Origin of the sequence: Pseudomonas sp. 2995-1 (assembly GCF_002742505.1) — a bacterium.
Classification (GTDB): Bacteria; Pseudomonadota; Gammaproteobacteria; order Pseudomonadales; family Pseudomonadaceae; genus Aquipseudomonas; species Aquipseudomonas sivasensis.
Genome location: NZ_LJSA01000490.1, coordinates 144252 through 166195 on the forward strand (window position 1 = coordinate 144252; position 21944 = coordinate 166195).

The 21944-nt window shown below is 51.7% G+C and carries 15 protein-coding genes; all 15 read left to right on the forward strand.

Annotation, left to right across the window (positions count from 1 at the left end; translation table 11 throughout):
* The first annotated feature begins 4 nt into the window (after nt 1-4).
* The 15 genes from rfbB to AOA61_RS25365 all read left to right on the forward strand — a co-directional run bounded on the left by rfbB (nt 5) and on the right by AOA61_RS25365 (nt 21599).
* Nucleotides 5-1075, forward strand: a complete 1071-nt coding sequence (gene rfbB, locus AOA61_RS25295; RefSeq protein ID WP_099602962.1) for a dTDP-glucose 4,6-dehydratase — start codon at nt 5-7, stop codon at nt 1073-1075.
* A complete protein-coding gene (gene rfbD, locus AOA61_RS25300; RefSeq protein WP_099602963.1) occupies nt 1072-1968 on the forward strand; it encodes a dTDP-4-dehydrorhamnose reductase in 897 nt (298 codons plus the stop codon). The genes rfbB and rfbD overlap by 4 nt, the downstream gene beginning before the upstream one ends.
* Before the next feature lie 2 nt (nt 1969-1970).
* Nucleotides 1971-2855 carry a glucose-1-phosphate thymidylyltransferase RfbA gene (rfbA, locus tag AOA61_RS25305; protein WP_099602964.1) on the forward strand — a complete coding sequence of 295 codons (885 nt, stop codon included), beginning with the start codon at nt 1971-1973 and terminating at the stop codon, nt 2853-2855.
* A 104-nt stretch (nt 2856-2959) separates the two neighbouring features.
* Complete coding sequence (rfbC, locus tag AOA61_RS25310; protein WP_099602965.1) at nt 2960-3505, forward strand: dTDP-4-dehydrorhamnose 3,5-epimerase; 546 nt, start codon at nt 2960-2962, stop codon at nt 3503-3505.
* Nucleotides 3505-4332: an ABC transporter permease gene (locus AOA61_RS25315; protein WP_099602966.1), complete on the forward strand. Its 828-nt coding sequence runs from the start codon at nt 3505-3507 to the stop codon at nt 4330-4332. Before rfbC ends, AOA61_RS25315 begins: the two co-directional genes overlap by 1 nt.
* Nucleotides 4322-5689 (forward strand): ABC transporter ATP-binding protein, encoded by a 1368-nt coding sequence (locus tag AOA61_RS25320; RefSeq protein ID WP_099602967.1) that lies wholly within the window; start codon nt 4322-4324, stop codon nt 5687-5689. The genes AOA61_RS25315 and AOA61_RS25320 overlap by 11 nt, the downstream gene beginning before the upstream one ends.
* The gene (locus tag AOA61_RS25325; protein ID WP_099602968.1) at nt 5682-10379 is read left to right on the forward strand and encodes a glycosyltransferase; all 4698 of its coding nucleotides are present in this window, start codon (nt 5682-5684) and stop codon (nt 10377-10379) included. Before AOA61_RS25320 ends, AOA61_RS25325 begins: the two co-directional genes overlap by 8 nt.
* A 497-nt stretch (nt 10380-10876) precedes the next feature.
* Nucleotides 10877-12247, forward strand: a complete 1371-nt coding sequence (locus AOA61_RS25330; protein WP_241089483.1) for a UbiA family prenyltransferase — start codon at nt 10877-10879, stop codon at nt 12245-12247.
* Nucleotides 12244-13557 (forward strand): FAD-binding oxidoreductase, encoded by a 1314-nt coding sequence (locus AOA61_RS25335; protein WP_099602969.1) that lies wholly within the window; start codon nt 12244-12246, stop codon nt 13555-13557. Before AOA61_RS25330 ends, AOA61_RS25335 begins: the two co-directional genes overlap by 4 nt.
* Nucleotides 13554-14294, forward strand: coding sequence for an SDR family oxidoreductase (locus AOA61_RS25340; RefSeq protein ID WP_099602970.1), 741 nt, complete (start codon nt 13554-13556; stop codon nt 14292-14294). The genes AOA61_RS25335 and AOA61_RS25340 overlap by 4 nt, the downstream gene beginning before the upstream one ends.
* Nucleotides 14295-14334: 40 nt before the next feature.
* Nucleotides 14335-16437, forward strand: coding sequence for a hypothetical protein (locus tag AOA61_RS25345; RefSeq protein WP_122754469.1), 2103 nt, complete (start codon nt 14335-14337; stop codon nt 16435-16437).
* Nucleotides 16438-16465: 28 nt separating this feature from the next.
* Nucleotides 16466-17413: an NAD(P)-dependent oxidoreductase gene (locus AOA61_RS25350; protein ID WP_099602972.1), complete on the forward strand. Its 948-nt coding sequence runs from the start codon at nt 16466-16468 to the stop codon at nt 17411-17413.
* A gap of 2 nt (nt 17414-17415) precedes the next feature.
* Nucleotides 17416-18702 (forward strand): NAD(P)/FAD-dependent oxidoreductase, encoded by a 1287-nt coding sequence (locus AOA61_RS25355; protein WP_099602973.1) that lies wholly within the window; start codon nt 17416-17418, stop codon nt 18700-18702.
* The gene (locus AOA61_RS25360) at nt 18699-19100 is read left to right on the forward strand and encodes a GtrA family protein (protein ID WP_099602974.1); all 402 of its coding nucleotides are present in this window, start codon (nt 18699-18701) and stop codon (nt 19098-19100) included. The genes AOA61_RS25355 and AOA61_RS25360 overlap by 4 nt, the downstream gene beginning before the upstream one ends.
* 324 nt (nt 19101-19424) lie before the next feature.
* Nucleotides 19425-21599, forward strand: a complete 2175-nt coding sequence (locus AOA61_RS25365; RefSeq protein WP_099602975.1) for a hypothetical protein — start codon at nt 19425-19427, stop codon at nt 21597-21599.
* Nucleotides 21600-21944 lie beyond the last annotated feature (345 nt).

A 21944-nucleotide genomic window follows, 5' to 3' on the forward strand; every position in this document is an offset into this window, starting at 1 on the left:
ATAAATGACTATCTTGGTAACTGGCGGCGCAGGCTTTATCGGTGCGAATTTTGTATTGGACTGGTTGGCGCAAGCGGACGAGCCTGTCATTAACCTGGACAAACTGACGTATGCGGGCAATCTGGAGAACCTCAGCTCTCTTGAGGGTGATAAGCGTCACGTGTTCGTACATGGCGATATCGGCGATACACAATTAGTCGAAAGCTTGCTCGTTAAGCATTCGCCACGCGCCATTCTGAACTTCGCTGCCGAGTCGCACGTGGATCGGTCCATTCACGGCCCGGAAGACTTTATCGAGACCAATGTTGTCGGCACATTCCGCTTACTGGAAACGGTGCGCGCCTATTGGAAAGGCTTGCCGACAGATGCTCAGCAGGCTTTTCGTTTCCTGCATGTTTCGACAGACGAGGTCTATGGCTCCTTGTCCAAGGACGATCCCGCCTTCACCGAAACTCACCAGTACGAGCCCAACAGCCCCTATTCAGCTAGCAAGGCCGCTAGCGACCACCTTGTGCGTGCCTACCACCACACGTATGGTTTGCCGGTCCTGACCACCAATTGCTCGAACAACTATGGCCCCTATCACTTCCCGGAAAAACTGATTCCGTTGATGATCGTCAATGCGCTGGCGGGCAAGGCACTGCCGGTGTACGGCGACGGCCAGCAGATTCGCGACTGGCTGTACGTCAAGGACCATTGCAGTGCCATCCGCCGTGTACTGGAGGCCGGTACGGTGGGTGAGGTCTATAACGTAGGGGGATGGAACGAAAAGCCCAACCTGGACATCGTTCATACCATCTGCGCCTTGCTTGATGGGCTGCGTCCTCGCCAGGACGGCAAGCCTTACAACGAACAGATTGCATACGTAACAGACCGCCCAGGGCATGATCGTCGCTATGCCATTGACGCGCGTAAGCTTGAGAGCGAGTTAGGCTGGAAACCGGCAGAAACCTTCGAGACTGGAATTCGCAAAACCGTGGAGTGGTACCTGGATAATCAGGAGTGGGTCAGTAATATCCAATCCGGCTCTTACCGCGAGTGGGTGGAAAAAAACTATTCCGGACGCTCTGTATGAAGATCCTTCTGCTTGGCAAGAATGGCCAAGTAGGATGGGAGTTACAACGCAGTTTGGCCCCGCTGGGCCAAGTGCTCGCGTTGGATTCCAAAAGCCTCGACTACTGCGGTGACCTTAGCGACCTAGAGGGGCTTGCTGCGACCGTGCAGCGGTTTGCTCCAGATGTCATCGTCAACGCTGCTGCATATACCGCCGTGGACAAGGCCGAAAGCGAGCCTGGCGTGGCGCGGCGCGTTAACGCAGAGGCACCGGCTGTATTGGCCGCAGAGGCCCTGAAGCTCAATGCCTTATTGGTGCACTATTCAACTGACTATGTCTTCGCAGGCGATGGCGAAACGCCTTGGCAGGAAAGCGATCCGGTCGGCCCTCTTAGTGTCTATGGCGCGACCAAGCTTGCCGGTGAGCAGGCGATTCAGTCGTCGGGTTGTTCGCACCTGATATTTCGCACCAGTTGGGTGTATGCCGCACGGGGCAACAACTTCGCCAAGACCATGTTGCGCCTTGCGCAGGAACGCGACAGCCTGAACGTCATTAACGATCAGTTCGGCACGCCGACTGGCGCCGATTTACTCGCGGATGTCACTGCGCACGCCATTCGCGCGGTAAGGCAGCAGTCACACCTGGGCGGGCTCTACCACCTCGCGTCAGCCGGTGAGACCACCTGGTATCGCTATGCGCGATTCGTACTTGAGCAAGCGCAAGCGGCAGGGGTAGAGCTTCAGGTTGGCCCAGCTTCAGTCGGCGCCATCGCGACAGCGGCCTATCCAACGCCGGCTAAACGCCCCGGCAATTCGCGACTTAATACCCAAAAACTGCAGAACGCCTTCTCATTGTTCTTGCCGGATTGGCAAGACGGTGTGGCACGGATGCTTATTGAAACACTAGAGAAATGAACATGCTCAAACGTAAAGGAATCATTCTGGCTGGCGGCTCGGGCACGCGCCTGCACCCGGCGACCTTGGCCATTTCCAAGCAATTGTTGCCTGTTTACGATAAACCGATGATCTATTACCCGCTGACAACACTGATGTTGGCCGGTATTCGCGACATCCTGATCATCTCCACCCCCCAGGACACGCCGCGTTTTGAGCAATTGTTGGGTGATGGCAGTAATTGGGGACTGAATATTTCCTACGCGGTGCAGGCCTCCCCGGATGGCCTGGCTCAGGCATTCATTATTGGTGAAGACTTCATCGGTAACGACCTGTCGGCGTTGGTGCTGGGTGACAACATCTACCACGGTCACCACTTTAATGAGCTGTTGAGAAACGCAATGGCTCGGGAAGAGGGCGCCAGTGTCTTCGCATACCACGTTAACGATCCTGAGCGGTACGGGGTCGTAGAGTTCGATAGCCAAGGCAGGGCGATGAGCCTGGAAGAGAAGCCGCTCCAGCCAAAATCAAGCTATGCCGTAACAGGTCTGTATTTCTATGACCAGGAAGTGGTTGATATTGCTAAAAGCATTCAACCCTCACCTAGAGGTGAGCTGGAGATTACCGACCTCAATCGTATCTATATGGAACGAGGCAAGCTGTCTGTAGAAATCATGGGCCGAGGGTATGCCTGGCTGGATACCGGTACTCACGATTCTCTCCTTGAGGCGAGTCACTTCATTGCCACGCTGGAGCGTCGCCAAGGGCTCAAAGTTGCTTGTCCGGAAGAAATTGCATTCAGGCAAAAGTGGATCGATGCGCAGCAGTTGGAGAAGCTGGCTGCACCGCTTTCCAAGAACGGTTATGGCCAATATCTCAAACGTTTACTGCATGAGAAGATCTTTTGAAGCACGTTGCTGCAATCTGCCTTCCAAGGCGCTTGCCCTAAGATCTTTTTTTGACCTGCAGCGTCGCCCTGTCGGCCTGGATACATTTTGGAGATATTGTAAAGATGAGAGTTACCCCACTCGTTCTCCCGGAAGTTCTTCTAATCGAACCGAAAGTGTTCGGGGACGAGCGCGGTTTTTTCTACGAAAGTTTCAATCAAAAAATTTTTGAAGAAGCACTGGGAAGGCCAGCTCATTTCGTTCAGGACAACCACTCCCGATCAGTCAAAGGTGTACTTCGCGGCCTGCACTATCAAATCCAACAGGCCCAGGGAAAGCTTGTGCGTGTCACCCACGGTGAGGTGTTTGATGTTGCTGTTGATTTGCGTAAAAGCTCGGCGACTTTCGGCAAGTGGGCGGGCGCCTTCCTGAGTGCAAGCAACAGATCCCAGCTTTGGATACCGGAGGGATTTGCGCATGGTTTCGTTGTTCTCTCCGATAGCGCAGAATTTCTCTACAAAACCACGGATTACTGGGCGCCGGAGCACGAGCGGAGTGTTGCCTGGGACGACCCTGATCTGGCAATTGCCTGGCCGATCTGCGAAGCCCCGACGCTTTCCGCAAAAGATGCCAGTGCACCTCGCTTGATTGATGCTGAGGTGTTTGCCTAGTGAACCCTCATCGCGCACCTTCCGCGGGGCCATTCAGTCTGGCTGCGAGCCTGTGGAAAAATCGTTCGTTGATTTCGCAAATGACTACTCGCGAGGTCATTGGTCGTTATCGTGGCTCGGTGATGGGCCTGACATGGTCGTTCTTCAATCCGATCCTCATGCTTGCGGTTTATACCTTCGTGTTCTCCGAGATTTTCAAAGCTCGATGGGTGGGAGTGGATACAGGCAAAGGTGGGTTCGCGGTTCTGCTGTTTGTAGGCATGATTGTTCACGGATTGTTTGCAGAATGTGCTAATCGTGCGCCTTCGCTCGTGATGACCAATAGCAACTACGTGAAAAAAGTAGTTTTTCCCCTGGAAATTCTGCCGGTGATTACACTGGGGTCCGCGTTGTTTCATAGCTGCATCAGCCTGATCGTTTTGCTGGCCGCTCAGTTTCTGATCATGGGCCAGATCCATTGGACTGCGCTGTTATTCCCGCTGGTCCTGGTGCCCTTGATATTGGCGACGCTCGGCGTCAGTTGGTTCCTGGCGTCGCTGGGGGTTTACCTGAGGGATGTGGGGCATGTAATAACGGTACTCACGACCGTACTTCTTTTTCTTTCCCCTGTGTTGTACCCGGCTGCTGCGCTGCCTGAGGCCTACAAACCGTGGCTAAAGCTCAATCCTTTGACTTACATCATTGAGGAGAGTCGAAGCGTGCTGCTTTTTGGAAACCTGCCTGATTGGGGGAGCTTGGGGGTCGCGGTCATCATTGGAGCAGTGATGGCTTGCGTTGGATTCTGGTTCTTCCAAAAAACACGTAAAGGGTTCGCTGATGTCATCTGATCATTCGGTAATCAGCGTTCGGAATGTCTCCAAATGTTTTTACACATACGACAAGCCACGCGATCGCCTGAAGCAAGCGATTGTGCCGCGTCTGCAGCGTTGGGTGGGCGATCCGTTGACCACGTACGGCAACGAATTTTGGGCATTGCGTGACATCAGTTTTGAGGTCAGCAAAGGCGAAACAGTCGGCATCGTCGGTCGAAATGGATCGGGCAAGTCGACCTTGCTGCAGATAATCTGCGGCACACTTGCGCCGACGATTGGCGAGATTGAAACCCGCGGACGTGTCGCCGCGCTTCTCGAGTTGGGTTCAGGCTTCAATCCGGAGTTCACCGGGCGTGAGAATGTCTATCTGAACGGTGCTGTACTGGGTCTTACCCGTGAGGAAGTGGATGATCGCTTCGATGCTATCGCGGGTTTTGCGGATATCGGAGAGTTTCTCGATCAGCCGGTCAAAGCTTATTCCAGTGGCATGGCGGTCAGACTCGCTTTCGCCGTTCAGGCACAAGTGGACCCTGAGATTCTAGTGGTGGACGAGGCTCTTTCGGTAGGTGATGCTCGGTTTCAAGCCAAATGCTTTGAGCGCCTGCGCCAGCTCAAAGAGAATGGAACAAGCATTCTGTTAGTGACGCACTCCAGCGAGCAGGTGGTCACGCACTGCTCGCGTGCAATTCTGTTGGAGCAAAGTCGGGTCGAAATGATCGGTGCGTCACGCCCGGTTATAAACCGCTACACCGATATCCTCTTTGGTCGTAATGCCAGTGATGGCCCCGAAGATGGCCATTCATGCGCACCTGCGAGTACCCCTCAAGAGTCTGTAGCGCCAGTAACTCCCCATGCATTGCTTAACCTGGATAACGATGTCTATGCATCGCGCGTTGGGTACAACCCGCATGAGTATCGCTGGGGCGACGGTGCCGCCACTCTGCTTGATTTCCATTTAAGAGCCAGTGCTCGGGAGTTTCCCACCAGTGCGGAAACCGGTGAAGAGATCGTACTGAGTGTTGCATTCAGATTTAACCGCCCGGTGATCAATCCGATTCTGGGTTTCACCATTAAAACCAAGGAAGGGGTCACGGTTTACGGCACTAACTCTTATTTATTGGAGTGTGTGGAAACACGCTCCATGGGAGAATCCGGTAGCGCCGCGACTGCCAGTGTCAGATTTATAAATAGACTAGCGACGGGTGATTATTTTATATCCCTAGGGATCGCCTCCCGAGAGGGCGAAGACATCATTGCTCATGACCGACGTTATGACTCTATTCACTTGATTGTCGAGCCTACCCCTAAACTGTTGGGGCTGATTGACCTTGCAGCTGCCATGACAATCGATCCGGTAGATCCAAATGTTTAAACTCGATGATTATGGCTATACCAAGGATGATGCGACGAATGTATGGGTTCGCGCTGATTTTCAGGGCATCGCCTACAGTGATGGTGATAGTGCCGAAACTGAATTGGCGAGCATCATCCATAACGCAAATGACGTTTCTGTATTGTCGGATGAACTCCCGCAGTACTGCACCGATTGGGCAAAGCTTTATCATTTGAGTGCGACGCGGGCTAATATCCTGCGTCCGTTTGAACACTTATTAAAGTCTCGCGTGCTAGAGATCGGTGCCGGTTGTGGCGCCATCAGCCGTTACCTTGGTGAATGCGGAGCGGACGTGTTGTGCCTCGAAGGAAGCCCGCGTCGAGCGGCCATTGCAGCGAGTCGCACGCGGGATCTGGATAACGTCACGGTACTGGCCGAGCGGTTCGATGACTTTAAAGTCGAAGAGCAATTCGACGTGGTCACTCTGATTGGCGTGCTTGAATACGCCAGCATGTTCAGTAATGCCGATGATCCGGCCTTAGCAATGCTTAAGCGAGTTCGCAAACTATTGAAGCCCGATGGGCATCTATTTATCGCCATCGAAAATCAGTTGGGGTTGAAGTATTTTGCGGGGGCTCCCGAAGATCATGTCGGTATCACCATGTATGGAATTGAAGGCCGTTACGAACATGGCCAACCCAAAACCTACGGCAGGAAAGAGCTCAAAGATCTAATCACGAGCGCGGGGTTTAGCTCTTCCAGCTTCCTGGCCCCCAGCCCGGATTACAAACTGCCCAATTCGATCATCACGGAGGGTGGCTTCGAGAGTGACGAGTTCGACGCTGCGGCCTTGGCATGGCAAAACGTTAAGAAGGATCCGCAGCTTCCAGAGCAGACCACCTTTAACTTGGAAAAAGCTTGGTCGGTCGTCATTGACAACCGTCTAGGCATGGATCTGGCGAACTCCTTTCTGATTGTGGCGTCCTGCGGGAAAAATGAACCGCTTGACGTTGACGTGCTTGCCTACCACTACAGCACTGGCAGGAGGACCCGTTACTGCAAGGAATCAGTGTTCGTCAAAACACCGCAAGGTATTCAGGTCCGTTACAGAAAGCTGGGAACTCTTGCTAGCGATGTGACGGAAGCGAGCCTTGAGGATGGCTTCAAATATGTGCTTCCAAGTGTGGACGCCTATGCCAAGGGCAGCGTGCTCAGTCTTGAATTTCTTGATCTCGCGGCACGTCGCGACTGGAGCGTGGAAGGTTTTACGCCATTTTTACAAAAGTATCTCGCGTGCCTGAGGACGCTCCTCAAAAAGGAGGGGGCCGACTTCGAATTACTCTCGGCCAAGTCTCTGCTTCCGGGTCGTTTTATCGATGCGGTCCCTCAAAACATAGTTGTCGGAGCGGGCGACGTTCCACAATTCATAGATGTTGAGTGGGAAAGTTCTGAGGGCGTTGAGCTCGGCTACTTGATGATGCGGGCGCTTCTGCTGCTCATGGCAGCAGCAAGTCCTTTCTATCCGAGTACTTCTTCGGTCAGTCGGCAGGAGTTCGTCACCCAGCTGTTGGCAAGTGCTGGTATGGACATTAGCCCTGAAGACCTTGCGCGCTACATCGGTACCGAGGCGGCTTTTCAGGAGCGGGTAACCGGTGCTGACGCGAATCGCTTCCTGAATTGGTCTCCCGATGCGATGGTCCATAAGCTCGGCGTGACGCATATGCCGTCCAAGCACGCCAAGCTCTATATAAGTGACGAGGCAGGGAATCTTTCAGAGGAGTCCGCCCTGCTCCGAGTGGTAGATGATGGACCTCAACTAATCAGGTTTACCCTTCCTCGCGCGCTGCCCAAAGGGGGATTGCTGCGGTTTGACCCCATCAATAGACGTCAAAGCTTTTCGATTCACTCGATCAGGGTGTACTCTAGCGCCGAAAAGATTTTGGAGTGGCAAGATGACATCAGTCAGCCGCTTGTCATTGCGTCCGCGATGCGGATTTCCGAAGTCGGGCGCGACACGCTTTATCTAGCGCTGAGTGACGATCCGAGCGTGATGATTCCTCTGCAAGCAGAAACGCTTAGTGGTACCGATCAACTAGAGCTAGAAGTAAGCTTCACCTTATTCACGGAAGAGCAACTGGCTCAAGAGATCGAAGTGCTGAATCAATCTGGACTCACACGCAATAATGCTGAATTGCAAAATAAACTCGAACAGTTTTTAGACTCAAGTAGCAAGCTGGATTTGATTGCTGACTCAAACAGTAAGCTTGACGTTATCCTGGGTTCAAATAACAAACTTGACCTGCTAGTTGACTCAAATAAAGAAATTACAAATATTCTGGAGTTGGTAAAGGCTTCGATAGCATCCAACAATGCGGATGTGATTTCCCGAATCATTCGCGAAAAAGATGAAGAGGTTCAAGTCGTCGTCGAACAAATTCGACAGCAGGCTGAGGAACACGAGGCATTCGTTCAACTTTTGAGCGAGCAGAAAAAATTAGAACTGGACGAGAAAGACTCCCAGATTGAAGAGTTCATCGCAGCGACTGCACTTGAACACGCGCATTCAGAGGCCGAGCGGCTTCAGATCCTTGCGACATTGCATCAACAGGCGTCTCTAAAAGACGAGGCACTGCAACACACGCTGGCCAAGTGGCAAGAGTCGTTGCTGGAGAAGGATGTTCATATCGCCAGTCTTGAAGAACGACTGCGTGTACAGCAGGTACAGAAAGACACTCATATCCATAACTTGAACCTGCAGATCATCGCGATGCAGTCATCGTCAAGTTGGAAGGTTACTTCACCCCTGCGAAAACTCGTTAAGAGCGTTAGACAAGCTAAGAGTTTATGGCGCCTGTTGCCCGCGGTTATCCGTCGAGGCGGTGGATTGCGCAGGACCATGCGCAAGGCTATTGCAGTTTGGCGTCAACAAGGCATTGCTGGCTTGAAGGCACGGGTGGTGTGGGTTGCTGGTGCGAGCAACTTTGCATTTGTAGGCCAGGAAACTCGTGAGGTTCCAGATCGCCACGATTATTCCAGATGGGTTCAGTACTACGACACCCTTGATGAAAATGGTCGCTGGAAAATCAGCGAAGAAATTCGTAAGTGGAAAACCAAGCCACTCATTTCGATCATTATGCCCGTCTACAACCCGCCTTTGGGCTTGTTGCGTGAGGCGGTCGAGAGCGTTAAGTCCCAGCTCTACAAAAACTGGGAGCTGTGTATCGCGGACGACGCTTCCAATGATCCTGAGGTCATCGCCTATCTCAAGTCGCTGAAGCAGCAGGATCAGCGTATTAAAGTGGTGTTCCGCCAGCAAAATGGTCATATCTCCAATGCCAGTAATTCGGCGCTGGAATTGGCGTCGGGGCAGTACATCGCTCTGATGGACAATGACGACTTGCTCGCCGAACACGCATTGTATTGGGTGACCCGTGCTGTTCATGATTGTCCGGATGTTGGCGTTATCTATTCAGATGAAGACAAAATCGACACTGCCGGTAAACGAAGCTCGCCTTATTTCAAATCGGGTTGGAATGAGTTCTTGTTCCGCTCCCAGAATATGGTTTGCCATTTGGGCGTATACCGTTCGGATCTGGTGAAAACTGTCGGTGGGTTCCGCACAGGGTTTGAAGGCTCCCAAGACTACGATCTGGCTTTGCGATGCATCGAGAAACTCGACCGCAATCAAATCGTACACATCCCTCGCATTCTCTATCACTGGCGTATGCACGCCGGCAGTACCGCCATGGCTGGCGACGAGAAGCCTTATGCCGCGCTCGCTGGTGTTAAAGCCCTAGATGAACATCTCCAGCGCAAAGGTGATATCGGTACTACAGAGCTTTTACCGATGGGCATGTATCGCGTTCACTACACGCCTCCCGTGACGCCGCCATTGGTTACTCTGATTATTCCCACGCGCAACGCCCACTCGTTGGTCAAGCAATGCATCGACAGTATTCAGGCTCTGACTACCTACAGTCATTATGAAATTATCTTGATCGATAATGGATCGGACGATCCGGTTTCTATCGAATATTTTGCAGCGCTCGACCAACAGGACAACGTTCGCGTGTTGCGTGACGATGGGCCGTTCAATTATTCCGCATTGAACAATGGCGCCGTCAGAATGGCGCGCGGTGAGCTGATTGGCCTTGTTAACAACGACATTGAAGTCATCACGCCGCAATGGCTGGATGAGATGGTGTCAATCGCACTACAGCCGAACGTTGGAGCAGTAGGGGCGCGGCTGTGGTATCCCGATGATCGTCTGCAACACGGTGGCGTCGTGGTGGGTGTGGGGGGAGTTGCAGGTCACTCGCACAAATACTTGCCAAAAGGTGACTACGGCTACTTTTGCCGGGCGGCGCTGATTCAAGAGTTTTCTGCTGTGACCGCGGCTTGCCTAATCATCAAGAAAAGCATTTTTGAACAGGTAGGCGGTTTGGATGAAGAAAACCTTAAGATTGCCTTCAACGATGTCGACTTCTGCTTGAGGGTGCAGGAGGCGGGCTACATCAATGTGTGGACCCCTTTTGCAGAGCTCTATCACCACGAGTCCGCGACGCGTGGCTTGGAAGATACGCCTGAGAAAAAGGAAAGATTTTCTAATGAGGTTGTTTATATTCAAAGCCGCTGGCCGAATATTTTGGAAGACTACGCCTACAGCCCGAACCTGACATTGGACCATGAGGATTTTGGCTTGGCCTGGCCACCTAGGGTAAAACTTTAATCCACCGGGATCGCTGTCTGATCTGAAATAGGGCTCTGTTGGCGAGTAAAAGACTCTTGAAGTTGGCCTGTGCAGCGGCAGTGACCTGTCAATCACTATCGCCGCTGCCCTAACGGGGTGACGGAATCTGCGCGTACTCGATCAGGATCGTAAGGCCATGATTTACGCGCGGAAGCGGCTCGCCTTCGGAGGGCATTGGGAAGGTAGTCAGGGTGATCGGGCCAGCAGAGCATGCGCTATGTTGCGTGACCACCGTTTTTCCTGACGCTATCTTCGTGGTCCCTTTTATGAAGAAATGTTTCGTCTGTGGTAACGTTGCCCGCGAATAAAAGGCACTGTGTTTGAGTATGCCTTAGCGTTTGCTTCCCGTTATTTTCATAAGTTTATTTTGTAGTAGGTTACCCAATGTTCAGGGAAGAGTTCTCGTGACTGTCCATATTGCATCTCCCGGCTTTCCGCTAGTTGTCGATCTCGACGGTACGCTGCTGCGCTCCGACATGCTGCTGGAAACAGGTATGGCTTTTGTCCGCCATAAGCCCTTGAGTCTATTCAAGGTTTTTGGATGGCTGACCAAGGGAAAGGCTGTCCTGAAAGAGGAGCTCGCCCTCGCCAACCCTATTGATGTCAGTGTCTTACCTTTCGATCCGGTAGTGATTGAGCTGATCGAGGATGAGCGACGCAAAGGTCGTACCATTGTTTTGGCTACGGCCAGTCATCACAGCCTTGCCGAAAGTATTGCAGAGCACCTCCAATTATTTGACTTGGTGCTGGCGTCGGATGCCAACCGCAACCTGTCCGCTCATCGCAAGAGAGACCTTCTGGTCGAGCAGTACGGCGAGGGTGGCTTCGATTACGTGGGCAACTCCCATGATGACATCCTCGTGTGGGCTTCAGCCCGCAAGGCCTATGTCGTCAACCCGGAGTCAGGCGTTGAGCGTCGAGCTCAGTCCCACGGTAATGTGCAACAAGTCATTCATTCCAATACATCTGGTCTAAAAGACTGGCTGAAGGCTTTTCGGCTTCACCAGTGGATGAAGAATGCGCTGATTTTTGTTCCTCTGATCGCGGCTCACCAACTGACCAGCCCATTGCTCCTATGGCAGGGCATTCTGGCCTTTTTGTTTTTTGGGCTCTGCGCGTCAAGTGTCTATGTGCTCAATGACTTATTAGATCTAGCAGATGATCGACATCATCACTCCAAAAGAAACCGACCATTTGCGTCGGGACGATTGTCGATCAAATACGGAGTGCTCGTCTTTCCGCTACTGTTGCTTGGCGCTTTTGCCGGCGCCATATGGCTATTGCCTTGGGCGTTTTCTGGCGCGCTCGTCGTTTATTACATATTGACGCTGGCCTATTCGCTTTTATTGAAGCGACAAATGGCTATCGACGTGATCGCACTGGCCGCTCTCTATACCTTGCGCATAATTGCAGGGGCGGCAGCATTTGGATTGGCGCTGACCTTCTGGATTCTGGCGTTTTCAATGTTCATTTTCTTGAGCCTCGCGCTGGTTAAGCGTTACGCAGAGCTACGCGAAGCGAAGCGAAAGGGCGATACCGGGAAGACTCGTGGTCGAGGCTATTACCCGGCGGATCTGGAAATGATCTCCTCGTTGGGAGCCTCTTCCGGCTATCTGGCGGTCATGGTGTTGGCGTTGTACATCCACGACCAGGCCACCACTGGCCTTTACGCCCATCCGCAAGTCATTTGGTTGGCCTGCCCGTTGCTGCTGTTCTGGATAACCCGAGTGTGGATGCTCACGCATCGCGGACAAATGCATGACGATCCCGTGGTGTTCGCGATCCGCGACCGTATCAGCTTGATTGTCGGCGCATTGTTTGGGCTGGTGTTCTGGGTGGCTGCATGAGCCGTGCGCTTTATTCCTGGGGCTGCTATCCGCGTACGCCTCAAACTGCACACGCGTTTAGCTGGCTTAGCGACGTCGCCGCTCTACGGGATGCAGTGGTCGCGGCGCAGGGCAGCACGCTGCCCTATGGTAACGGACGCAGTTATGGCGACAGTTGCATGGCCGATAGCAATCATGTTTTGCATATGCGAAGCCTTGATCGCTTCATCCAGGCCGACTGGCAGCAAGGCATTGTTACCGCCGAAGCAGGTGTAACCCTCGCCGAGATACTGGCAATCGCTATACCACAAGGCTGGTTCTTGTCCGTCACGCCAGGCACGCAGTTCGCAACACTAGGCGGTGCGATTGCGAACGATGTCCACGGAAAAAACCATCACCTGCGCGGCACTTTCGGCAACCACGTACGTTCCTTCGGTTTGTTGCGACACAACGAAGAACATCTGAGCTGTTCCCCAACTGAAAATACAGAGCTTTACGCTGCGACCATTGGCGGCCTGGGCCTGACGGGGATTATTACCTGGGCGCAAATTCAGTTGATCCCGATTCGCGCGAGCCAGATAGATAGCAAAGTGGTTCGATTCGAGAACCTGGCGGAGTTTTTCAATTTGTCCGCTGAACTGGATCATCAGCATGAATACAGTGTTGCCTGGATCGATTGCCTGGCGAAGGGCCCCCAGACTGGGCGCGGTGTATTCATCGTGGGTGACCATGCCCGTTATGGCTCACTGGAAGTGGACGCGCGGACAAAGTTGAGTGTTCCGCTGACACCGCCGATTTCCCTGATAAACAATCTGTCCTTGCGTGCCTTCAATGATTTGTATTGGCGGGTACATCCTGCGCAGAGCACACGCAAACGTAGCAGCTACGAACCGTTTTTTTATCCATTGGACCGCATCCTGCATTGGAACCGTATTTATGGCCGCCGTGGGTTCCAGCAGTACCAGTGTGTGATTCCTGACGCAGTCGCTGACGTGGTCATGCGCGACCTGCTGGGCGCTATTGCCGAGTCAGGGCAGGGCTCGTTTCTAGCCGTGCTCAAACGCTGTGGAGACATCGCTTCTCCGGGCCTGCTTTCGTTTCCGCTGCCTGGAACTTCCCTGGCCCTCGACTTTCCCCACAAGGCGGATCTGGCGCGTCTGTTCACCCGGTTGGATGCCATCGTTCGCGAAGGAGGAGGGCGTCTGTACCCGGCCAAGGATGCTCACATGAGCGGCGCCGATTTTCGCCAGGCCTATCCTGGCTGGGAGCGACTGGAAGCGTTGCGTGATCCCTCGCTGAATTCCCACTTTTGGAAACGAGTTACTCAATGAAACGAATTTTGATTATTGGCGCTACATCGGCCATCGCCACTGCTTGCGCTCGCCTTTGGGCAGAACAAGGCAGCGAGTTCTTTCTCGTCGCTCGCAGTGCCGACAAGCTCGCACAAGTCTCGGCGGATCTCACCGCGCGCGGTGCAAAAACAGTGACTGTTCACTGCATGGATGCCACCGATTTTGCTGCCCATGGCCCGATGCTCGAAAGCTGTGCCGCTACGCTGCAACAAATTGATGTTGCGCTCATAGCACACGGTACTTTGCCAGATCAAAAAGCGTGTGAGCGGGATGTCTCTGTTGCATTGGCAGAGTTCAGCAACAACGGAACGTCGGTGATTGGTCTGCTCTCGCTTCTTGCCAATCAATTTGAGACCCAGCGCTGTGGCACGTTAGCGGTGATCTCATCTGTGGCAGGCGACCGCGGCAGGCCTTCGAACTACCTTTATGGTACGGCGAAAGCGGCGGTGTCGACCTTCTGTGAGGGGTTACGCGCGAGGATGTTCAAGGTCGGCGTGCATGTGATGACAATCAAGCCGGGGTTCGTTGACACGCCTATGACTCGTGGTCTGGCCTTGCCGGCTGCGCTGCTGGCGACGCCAGAACAAGTGGCGGCTCTTATCATCAAAGGCGTTGAAAAGCAAAAAGACACACTGTATGTGCCGGGGTTTTGGCGCCTAATCATGCTGATTATAAAAAGTGTACCAAGTGTAATTTTTAAAAGGCTCAACCTTTAATTTTATCTTGTTGCGTTGGGCTTTATTGGGGAGGGATATTTTGAAATCTAATAGTATTCGTAATTTTACGGTCGCCGCGTTGCTTCTATGCATTGCCATCGTAATAACTTCACTCATAGGCGGTGTAATTTCATTTTCCCCCGTGCCCTATTGGGATATGTGGGACGGCTATATCGATTTCTACACAAAAGTGTCTGAGGGTAATTATGCCGCTTGGTGGGCGTCGCATAACGAGCATCGAATTGTACTATCCAGACTTTTCTTCTGGAATGACATCCGCTGGTTTGGTGGGTTAAGTTACTCACTTATCCTTATAAACTACCTGCTTGCAGCGGCGGGCTGCCTGGTGTTTGTCAAGTTTCTAAGTGAGGCGTTTAAACACCTTCCGAACAAAGCCACTCGCCCTTTCTTCATGTGTGTACTGGTAAGTTGGTTGTTTTGCTGGAGCCAATACGAGAACTTCACGGTCGGCTTTCAAAGCCAATTTTTTATGGCGCAGTTGTTGCCGCTGTGTGCTTTCTATTTTATTTATAAAATGTCCAGCGTTCCGCAAAAATCCACGCGTTACTTTGTCTGTGCTGTGCTGTTTGGGGTGCTCGCGGTCGGTACCATGGCGAATGGTGTTATAACCATGCCTCTTTTGTTGCTGTATGGCGTGTTCTGCAGGATCGGCTGGCGTAGAAATGCGATTGTAGGTGTCCTTGCGGTCGTTTGCATAAGCTTTTACTTTTATAAGGCACCGGTGAAAGAAGGTTCTTTGCTGCGTACCTTGTTGAACGATCCATTGGGGATTGCACACTACATATTTGTCTACGTAGGCAGCCCGTTTTATTATATTGCACCTTTTTCAGAAAATTCGCTGAAGGTTGCTGTTGCGGCTGTTGCTGGCTTTTTACTTATTGTTGTCATCGCTGCCCAGGCTTATTTGACTATTCGCTCCAGCCAGAAAAACTACCTTCATCTCAGTCTGCTGTTATTTGTTCTTTATATCGGTGGGACGGCGCTGGGGACTGCGAGCGGACGCCTGGAGCTGGGCGTCGAGCAAGCGTCGAGTAGTCGATATACTACTCCGGCGCTCATGTTATGGGCCGCCCTGTTTGTCATGATGATGCCGATTTTGTCTCGTTGGGCCGAAAAATATCGCGTTATACTCCCAATTTTCTTAATGCTCTCAATTGCTTTGTTGCTGGGACAGTCACGCGCGCTTGGGGCGAAGAGCGATGAGCATTTCGAGCGGCTCGTTGCGGCTTTGGCACTCGAACTCAATGTCAGTGATAAAGCCCAGATCAATTATGTTTATCCGAGAGTTGATCGGGCTCTTCATGTTGCCCAAAGCGCATCTGAACATAATATCTCTATCTTTGGTATTAAACCTATTCTTGGTGCTCAGCGAAAAATCGGTACCTTGAGTAATCGCACTGATGGAAAACAGTGTTTGGGAAGTGTCGAGCAAATCACCCCTATTGTGGGGGAGGAACGTTGGGCCGCGATCAGTGGTTGGATCTATGATGAAGCCTCTGAAACGGTTCCGCGCTCAGTTGTTATCCTCGATCAAAAAAATATTGTTGTGGGTTACGCGGTGACTGGTGGTAGCCGAAGTGATATAGCCGAAATTGAGGGGGCCAGCGCTGCTAACGCTAAGCTCAAGGGCTATGTACTCAAAGGTAGCCTTGGTGGTCAGTTGAAGATCATCTCCAGCGGTTCATGTTACTTCAATGTATTGTCTACCCCCATTCTGTACAGCTTCAGTCTGGTCAACCCAGGTGTGAATGCCACTGCTGTGACAACTTCGGATGTCGTACAGGGAACAGAATGGAGTGGCACTGACTCGTGGCACTCCAAGATTGATGGGCTGACGGTGATGGGGAGCTGGCGGCAATCAGATGCTGATACAGGGTCGATTGTGCTACGCCTCAAGCGAGGCGATAAGTTGCTGTATAGATCAGGTCCCACAAGCGGTCGCCAGACACTTCAGGTGAACGACGAGCCGAATAGCTTCTCTGTTCTTCCAATTGCCACTGAATGGGCAGCATTGGATTTTTCCGATAAGCGATTCCCTGAAAGTTTCACCATAAAGATTTCAGATAACGGCGATGCTTGGGGCGAGTGGTCTGCGATAGCGCTTAAGACTGATCACAACTAAATTTTCGCCCACGAGTGAGGCAGATTCAATGCAAGCAACACTGAACAAAAAAATTATTCTTCCCGGCGGTGCCGGCCTCGTGGGCCAAAATCTGGTTGCCCGGTTCAAGGCAAAGGGCTACACCGATATTGTGGTGCTGGATAAGCACCGCGCGAACCTTAAGGTGCTGAAGCAGGTTCAACCCGATGTAACTGTTGAGTATGCCGACCTTGCTGAGCCAGGCGAATGGCAGCGCCACTTCGTAGGTGCCGACGTCGTCGTGATGCTTCAGGCGCAGATTGGTGGTCTCGATTATCAGGATTTTGTGCGCAATAACGTCGATGCCACTGCGTTGATTCTTGAAGCCATCAAGTTGAACGATGTTCCTTGCCTGGTGCACATCAGTTCGTCTGTTGTGGAGTCCCTGGCAGATGACTTTTATACGAGGACTAAAAAAGATCAGGAAAAGATGGTGCTCGACAGCGGTATCCCATGCCCTATCCTGCGTCCGACCCTGATGTTTGGCTGGTTTGACCGTAAGCATTTGGGTTGGCTGTCGCGCTTCATGAAGAAAGTCCCGGTTTTTCCGATTCCAGGACATGGCCGCTATATGCGTCAACCCCTGTATGTGGGTGACTTCAGTAATGTAATCATCAGTTGCATAGAAAATAATATTAAAGACGGCATCTACAATATTTCAGGGCATGAAAAAATCGATTATATCGATATGATTTGTGTCATCAAAACGGCCATAAAAGCCAAAACCCCGATTGTGCGAATTCCGTACACATTGTTCTACGGCTTGATCTGGATGTGGGGGTTGTTTGATAAAAACCCGCCCTTCACGACTCAGCAGTTAGCAGCGTTGAGTACCAAAGACGAGTTCGAAGTAATCGATTGGCCGGGTATTTTCGGAGTTCCGTACACACCCTTTGCCGAAGCGGTGGAAGAAACATTTAACGATCCAACTTACGGCAAAGTGGTTCTGGAGTTTTGAGTATGGGGCAGCGAATTGCGGTATTGGGTGCGGGTCCTATGGGGCTTGCCGTAGCGTACCAATTGGCACGTGACGGGCACACGCCAGTTATTTTTGAGGCGGATGATCGTGTCGGTGGAATGACGGCAGCGTTTGATTTTTCCGGTTTGACCATTGAACGTTATTACCACTTTCATTGCATTTCCGACCATGCGTTCCTCACCATGCTGGATGAGTTGAGCCTAGCGGATCAGATGCGCTGGGTGGAAACCAAGATGGGTTATTGGTATCAAAACCGCCTTCAGCCATGGGGTAATCCCATAGCGCTGCTCAAGTTCAAGGGGTTGAGTCTGGTTGCCAAGGTTCGCTACGGCCTGCACGCTTTTCTTTGCACAAAGCGTAATGACTGGAAGCCACTGGACGATGTTGAGGCCACAGGCTGGATCCGTCGCTGGGTAGGTGAAGAGGCCTGGGAAGTCTTGTGGCGTCGGTTGTTCGATTACAAGTTCTATGGCTACGCCAGCAACCTTTCTGCCGCCTGGATCTGGAGCCGTATTCGCCGCATAGGTCGTTCCAGATACAGTCTGTTCCGCGAGAAACTCGGTTATCTGGAAGGCGGCTCAGAGACACTGTTGCAGGCCATTAAGCGGGACATCGAAGCCCATGGCGGCGAGATCCGTTTGAAGGCGCCTGTCACCAAAGTGCTGATGGAAGGTGGGAAGGTTCATGGGGTCGAGGTAAATGGCGTAATTGAACACTTCGACAAAGTGATCAGTACCATTCCATTGCCTTATGTCCCAAAGGTGATGCCGGATCTGCCCGATGACATTCTCGAGCGCTTCAAGGCACTGAAGAATGTGGCCGTGGTTTGCGTGATTGCAAAGTTGCGTAAACCACTGACCGAAAATTTTTGGCTGAACACCAACGATCCGGATATGGATATTCCGGGCCTAGTCGAGTACAGCAATCTGCGACCTCTGGATCAGCACATTGTCTATGTGCCGTTCTATGTACCCGGCGAGCATCCGAAATTCGCTGAGCCGGATGAGGTTTTTCTCGACAAGGTTCGCCGGTATTTCAAAAAGATCAATCCAGCGCTGACGGACGATGACTTTATCGACCTGCGTGCCAGTCGTTATCGGTACGCACAGCCGATTTGTGATCCTAGTTATCTGGACCGGCTGCCTCCCGTATCGCTGCCGGTGGTTGGGCTATGGGTGGCGGATACGTCGTATTACTATCCTGAGGATCGCGGTATCTCTGAGAGTATTGATTTTGGTCGGAAGATGGCACGGGATGCAGTCAAGTGATTCAGCAATTCATGTCCCGGCAGTTCTTGACGTTTCTGTTCACCGGTGGAACCGCAGCAGTTGTGAACTTCGGCTCACGAATCATTTATAGCCATTGGGTTGGTTTTTCGACTGCGGTTATCCTGGCTTATATCACCGGCATGATTACCGCGTTCGTGCTGGCGAAACTTTTTGTTTTCAAAGAAAGCGAACAGTCGGTGCAACGATCAGCCGTAATTTTCGTTCTTGTCAATATCGTTGCTGCGCTGCAAACATGGTTGATTAGTATGGGGCTGGCGTTTTATATCTTGCCAGCGTTGGGCGTACAGGCGTTTATAGATGAGATTGCTCACGCGGTCGGTGTTGCTGTGCCAGTATTCACCAGCTATTTGGGGCATAAACGCTGGTCATTTCGTTGAAGTACTGAAGTGTTGCCACTCATCGCTACTGCCAGCGTTACTTAAAACCTGGCAGTTATTAGCGATATGTGTGAGACGGCGCTGTTCAAATGGCGTGATATACCTATGCCCGGTTGTTTGGAAAGTAAGACGGTTCGATTGCCGCATGCAATCTAAGATTTGGAGAGATAGTCAATGAGCAGTGCCGGGACAGCCCCCATAATGTCATCACGGAAAATATGGATAGCGTCATGCGTACTTTTGCTTATTTCTGTGCTGATAACCTTCGTTTCGTTCGCCCCGCATATGCCTGAAAATGCTCTCGACCCTTCATGGATGTGGGGTATGAGCTATGCAGTTGATAACGGTATCAGCCTCGGTAATGATATGGTTTTCACATATGGTCCGCTGGCTAATGTGTACACTTGGGTATATTCCTTAAAGTACGGGAATTTTTATTTTATATTGTCTCTGTATCTCGCTGTTGCTATGTATTTTGGTGTTTGGTCAATCTTTGTTGATCGACGTCGCGTTATTCCAGTCATCATGTTGGTTTTGGTTTTTGCGTGGTTCGGAGATCGCAAGGACGCTTTTTTCATGGTGATGCCCATTATCGTACTGTTCAATGTAATTGGATCGAACTTAGAAGGGGAGAGGTGGAAGGGGCGTCGTCTATATGTGTTTATAGCTTTACTTCCTGTCTTTGGGATACTGCCTCTGATCAAGCTCAGTTTTTCGGTGATTTGTGGCTTCAGTGCATTAATCGCAATTTTGCTTTTTGTGCTTCAGCGTGAGTACAAGGCGATAGCTGCAGTCTTACTGATTCCTGTGATCACACTTATTAGCTTGTGGGTAGTAGTTGGGCAGAAGCTAAGTGATCTTCCCATGTATGTTTTTAATGCTCTTCCAATTATTTCAGGATACACCGAGGCTATGGCTATCTACGGGAGCCTGGTAATTCCTGCTGTCGCATTAGTTGGGTCCGTGGTTGTTCTATTCGGTATCTTGAACTCTGCGCGATTGTCCAAGTTGCTCGTAGCTACTGTGGCAGTACTGGGCGGCACTTACCTATTCCTGTTATTCAAGGCTGGCTTCGTTCGGCAGGACACGCACCCTGCGATGATGGGTATTGGGATTATGACTCTCGCCTTACTGGCTTGGCCCCTGATTCACTCATTACGCACTCTCGGTACAACGGTTATCGCGATTGTCTTGGGCTCTGCAGTGGCTTTCGTGAGTCTGTCCACCCATCCTGTTGGAGTCACCAATTACTTTTTATCGCGCGCTGAATCGAGCTTGAACGGCGCTTTGATTCGAGTATTGGACCCGGATGTGTTAGCTGCAAATTTCAAGGCCGCCAAGCAGGAAATTGCGGTAAGTGATCCCATTCCTAAATTGAATGGCTCTACCGACGTCTACTCTTACGGACAGGCTGCTTTACTCGCGTCTGATAACGAGTGGTCCCCCAGGCCGATTTTCCAAAGCTACTCGGCGTATACGCCTGCACTACTTGAAAAAAATGCCAATTTTCTTCAAAGCAACCGAGCGCCGAAAAATATAATTTTCAATATAGAGCCCATCGACGGGCGCCTCGCTTCTCTAGAGGATGGCGCAAGTTGGCCTGCACTGTTTCAGCAGTATGAGCCCCAAGCGTTGGCTGGTAAAAGAATCATCCTCTCTCGCAATAACAATCCTGCGCCAACGCTCGTTGATCTTGGGCAGGCTGATACTCGAATGGGGCAACCGGTCAAGATTCCTGACTTTGACGGGCAGGTGTACATGACGGTTAAAGTCAGGCCGAGTATGCTGGGTAAACTCAAATCCTTACTGTTCAAGCCCAGCTATCTTTTAGGTCGGGTGACATTGAAAAGCGGCCAAATTCTGGAGTACCGTGTTATTTCAGGAATGATGCAAACACCGTTCCTGGTATCACCACTGGTCGAGAGTTCGAAAGAGTTTTTGTCCATGTATGTGAGTGCTGAGTTTATTGATATCAAGAAGGTCGACAGTATCGCGATATACAGTACAAAAGATAATGACCGTGGTTGGCTGGATGCGGTAGGTGTGAAGTTCTATGGCATGAAAAACCCGCACAGTAGACGCGCCAGTGAGTTGTTGAATATTGCTAAGCTCAAAGCGGCTACCCAACCAGTATTAGCGGAGTGTGTTGGCTCATTGGACGCTATCAATGGTAGTCCGGTGGTGAAGGGAGCTGCCAAGGTCAATAATTTCATTTCCGTCCGAGGTTGGAACGCCGAGAAAGCCGATTCGAACATGGACAATGTTCAGCGTGTTGTCTTTTTAAGTGGGGATAAGGGCTTGCTCATGGCGAATATTAACAGTGAGGCGCGCGTGGACGTGGCCGATCACTTCAAAGCACCGCAAATGCTGATGGCGGGGTATTCCGGCTATGTTGATGTGACCGACCTGCAAGGCCGTTATGAGCTGACCACTGGGATTGAGCGCAATGGACAGGTCATCCGCTGTCCCCAGCCGCCGGTTGAGATCTTCGTCAAGTAAAGCTCACCGTAACCGGGTCGCGATCGAGGACAAGTATGACGGGAAGGCCTATCTTGGGCTCCAGCTTTATACTCCCCGAACTAATACACTGTAGGGGGGAACGCCCTACAGTGCCGTGACTGAGTAAACGATCCATCACCCACGCATTCAAAACCTCAACTTGAAATCTGATGCTCTGCTCCGATCCTTTTCTGGAGCCAGCCCCTCATGAGGCGACCCGACGCCAAAGTCAAAAAGTGTACCTCTATCCCTAGCCCGTCGACGTCCAAAAGTCTATCGATGGCCTCGCTGCTTTGGTCGTGCTGTTATCAAAGTAGCGGTGTTCGGCCCTGTGCTTTTCGTCTT

What these genes read in the sequence shown, in the direction of transcription:
- rfbB (WP_099602962.1), top strand. Translation starts at nt 5, where the DNA reads ATGACTATCTTGGTAACTGGCGGCGCAGGCTTTATCGGTGCGAATTTT.
- rfbD (WP_099602963.1), top strand. Translation starts at nt 1,072, where the DNA reads ATGAAGATCCTTCTGCTTGGCAAGAATGGCCAAGTAGGATGGGAGTTA.
- rfbA (WP_099602964.1), top strand. Translation starts at nt 1,971, where the DNA reads ATGCTCAAACGTAAAGGAATCATTCTGGCTGGCGGCTCGGGCACGCGC.
- rfbC (WP_099602965.1), top strand. Translation starts at nt 2,960, where the DNA reads ATGAGAGTTACCCCACTCGTTCTCCCGGAAGTTCTTCTAATCGAACCG.
- AOA61_RS25320 (WP_099602967.1), top strand. Translation starts at nt 4,322, where the DNA reads ATGTCATCTGATCATTCGGTAATCAGCGTTCGGAATGTCTCCAAATGT.
- AOA61_RS25325 (WP_099602968.1), top strand. Translation starts at nt 5,682, where the DNA reads ATGTTTAAACTCGATGATTATGGCTATACCAAGGATGATGCGACGAAT.
- AOA61_RS25330 (WP_241089483.1), top strand. Translation starts at nt 10,877, where the DNA reads ATGCTGCTGGAAACAGGTATGGCTTTTGTCCGCCATAAGCCCTTGAGT.
- AOA61_RS25335 (WP_099602969.1), top strand. Translation starts at nt 12,244, where the DNA reads ATGAGCCGTGCGCTTTATTCCTGGGGCTGCTATCCGCGTACGCCTCAA.
- AOA61_RS25340 (WP_099602970.1), top strand. Translation starts at nt 13,554, where the DNA reads ATGAAACGAATTTTGATTATTGGCGCTACATCGGCCATCGCCACTGCT.
- AOA61_RS25350 (WP_099602972.1), top strand. Translation starts at nt 16,466, where the DNA reads ATGCAAGCAACACTGAACAAAAAAATTATTCTTCCCGGCGGTGCCGGC.
- AOA61_RS25355 (WP_099602973.1), top strand. Translation starts at nt 17,416, where the DNA reads ATGGGGCAGCGAATTGCGGTATTGGGTGCGGGTCCTATGGGGCTTGCC.
- AOA61_RS25365 (WP_099602975.1), top strand. Translation starts at nt 19,425, where the DNA reads ATGAGCTATGCAGTTGATAACGGTATCAGCCTCGGTAATGATATGGTT.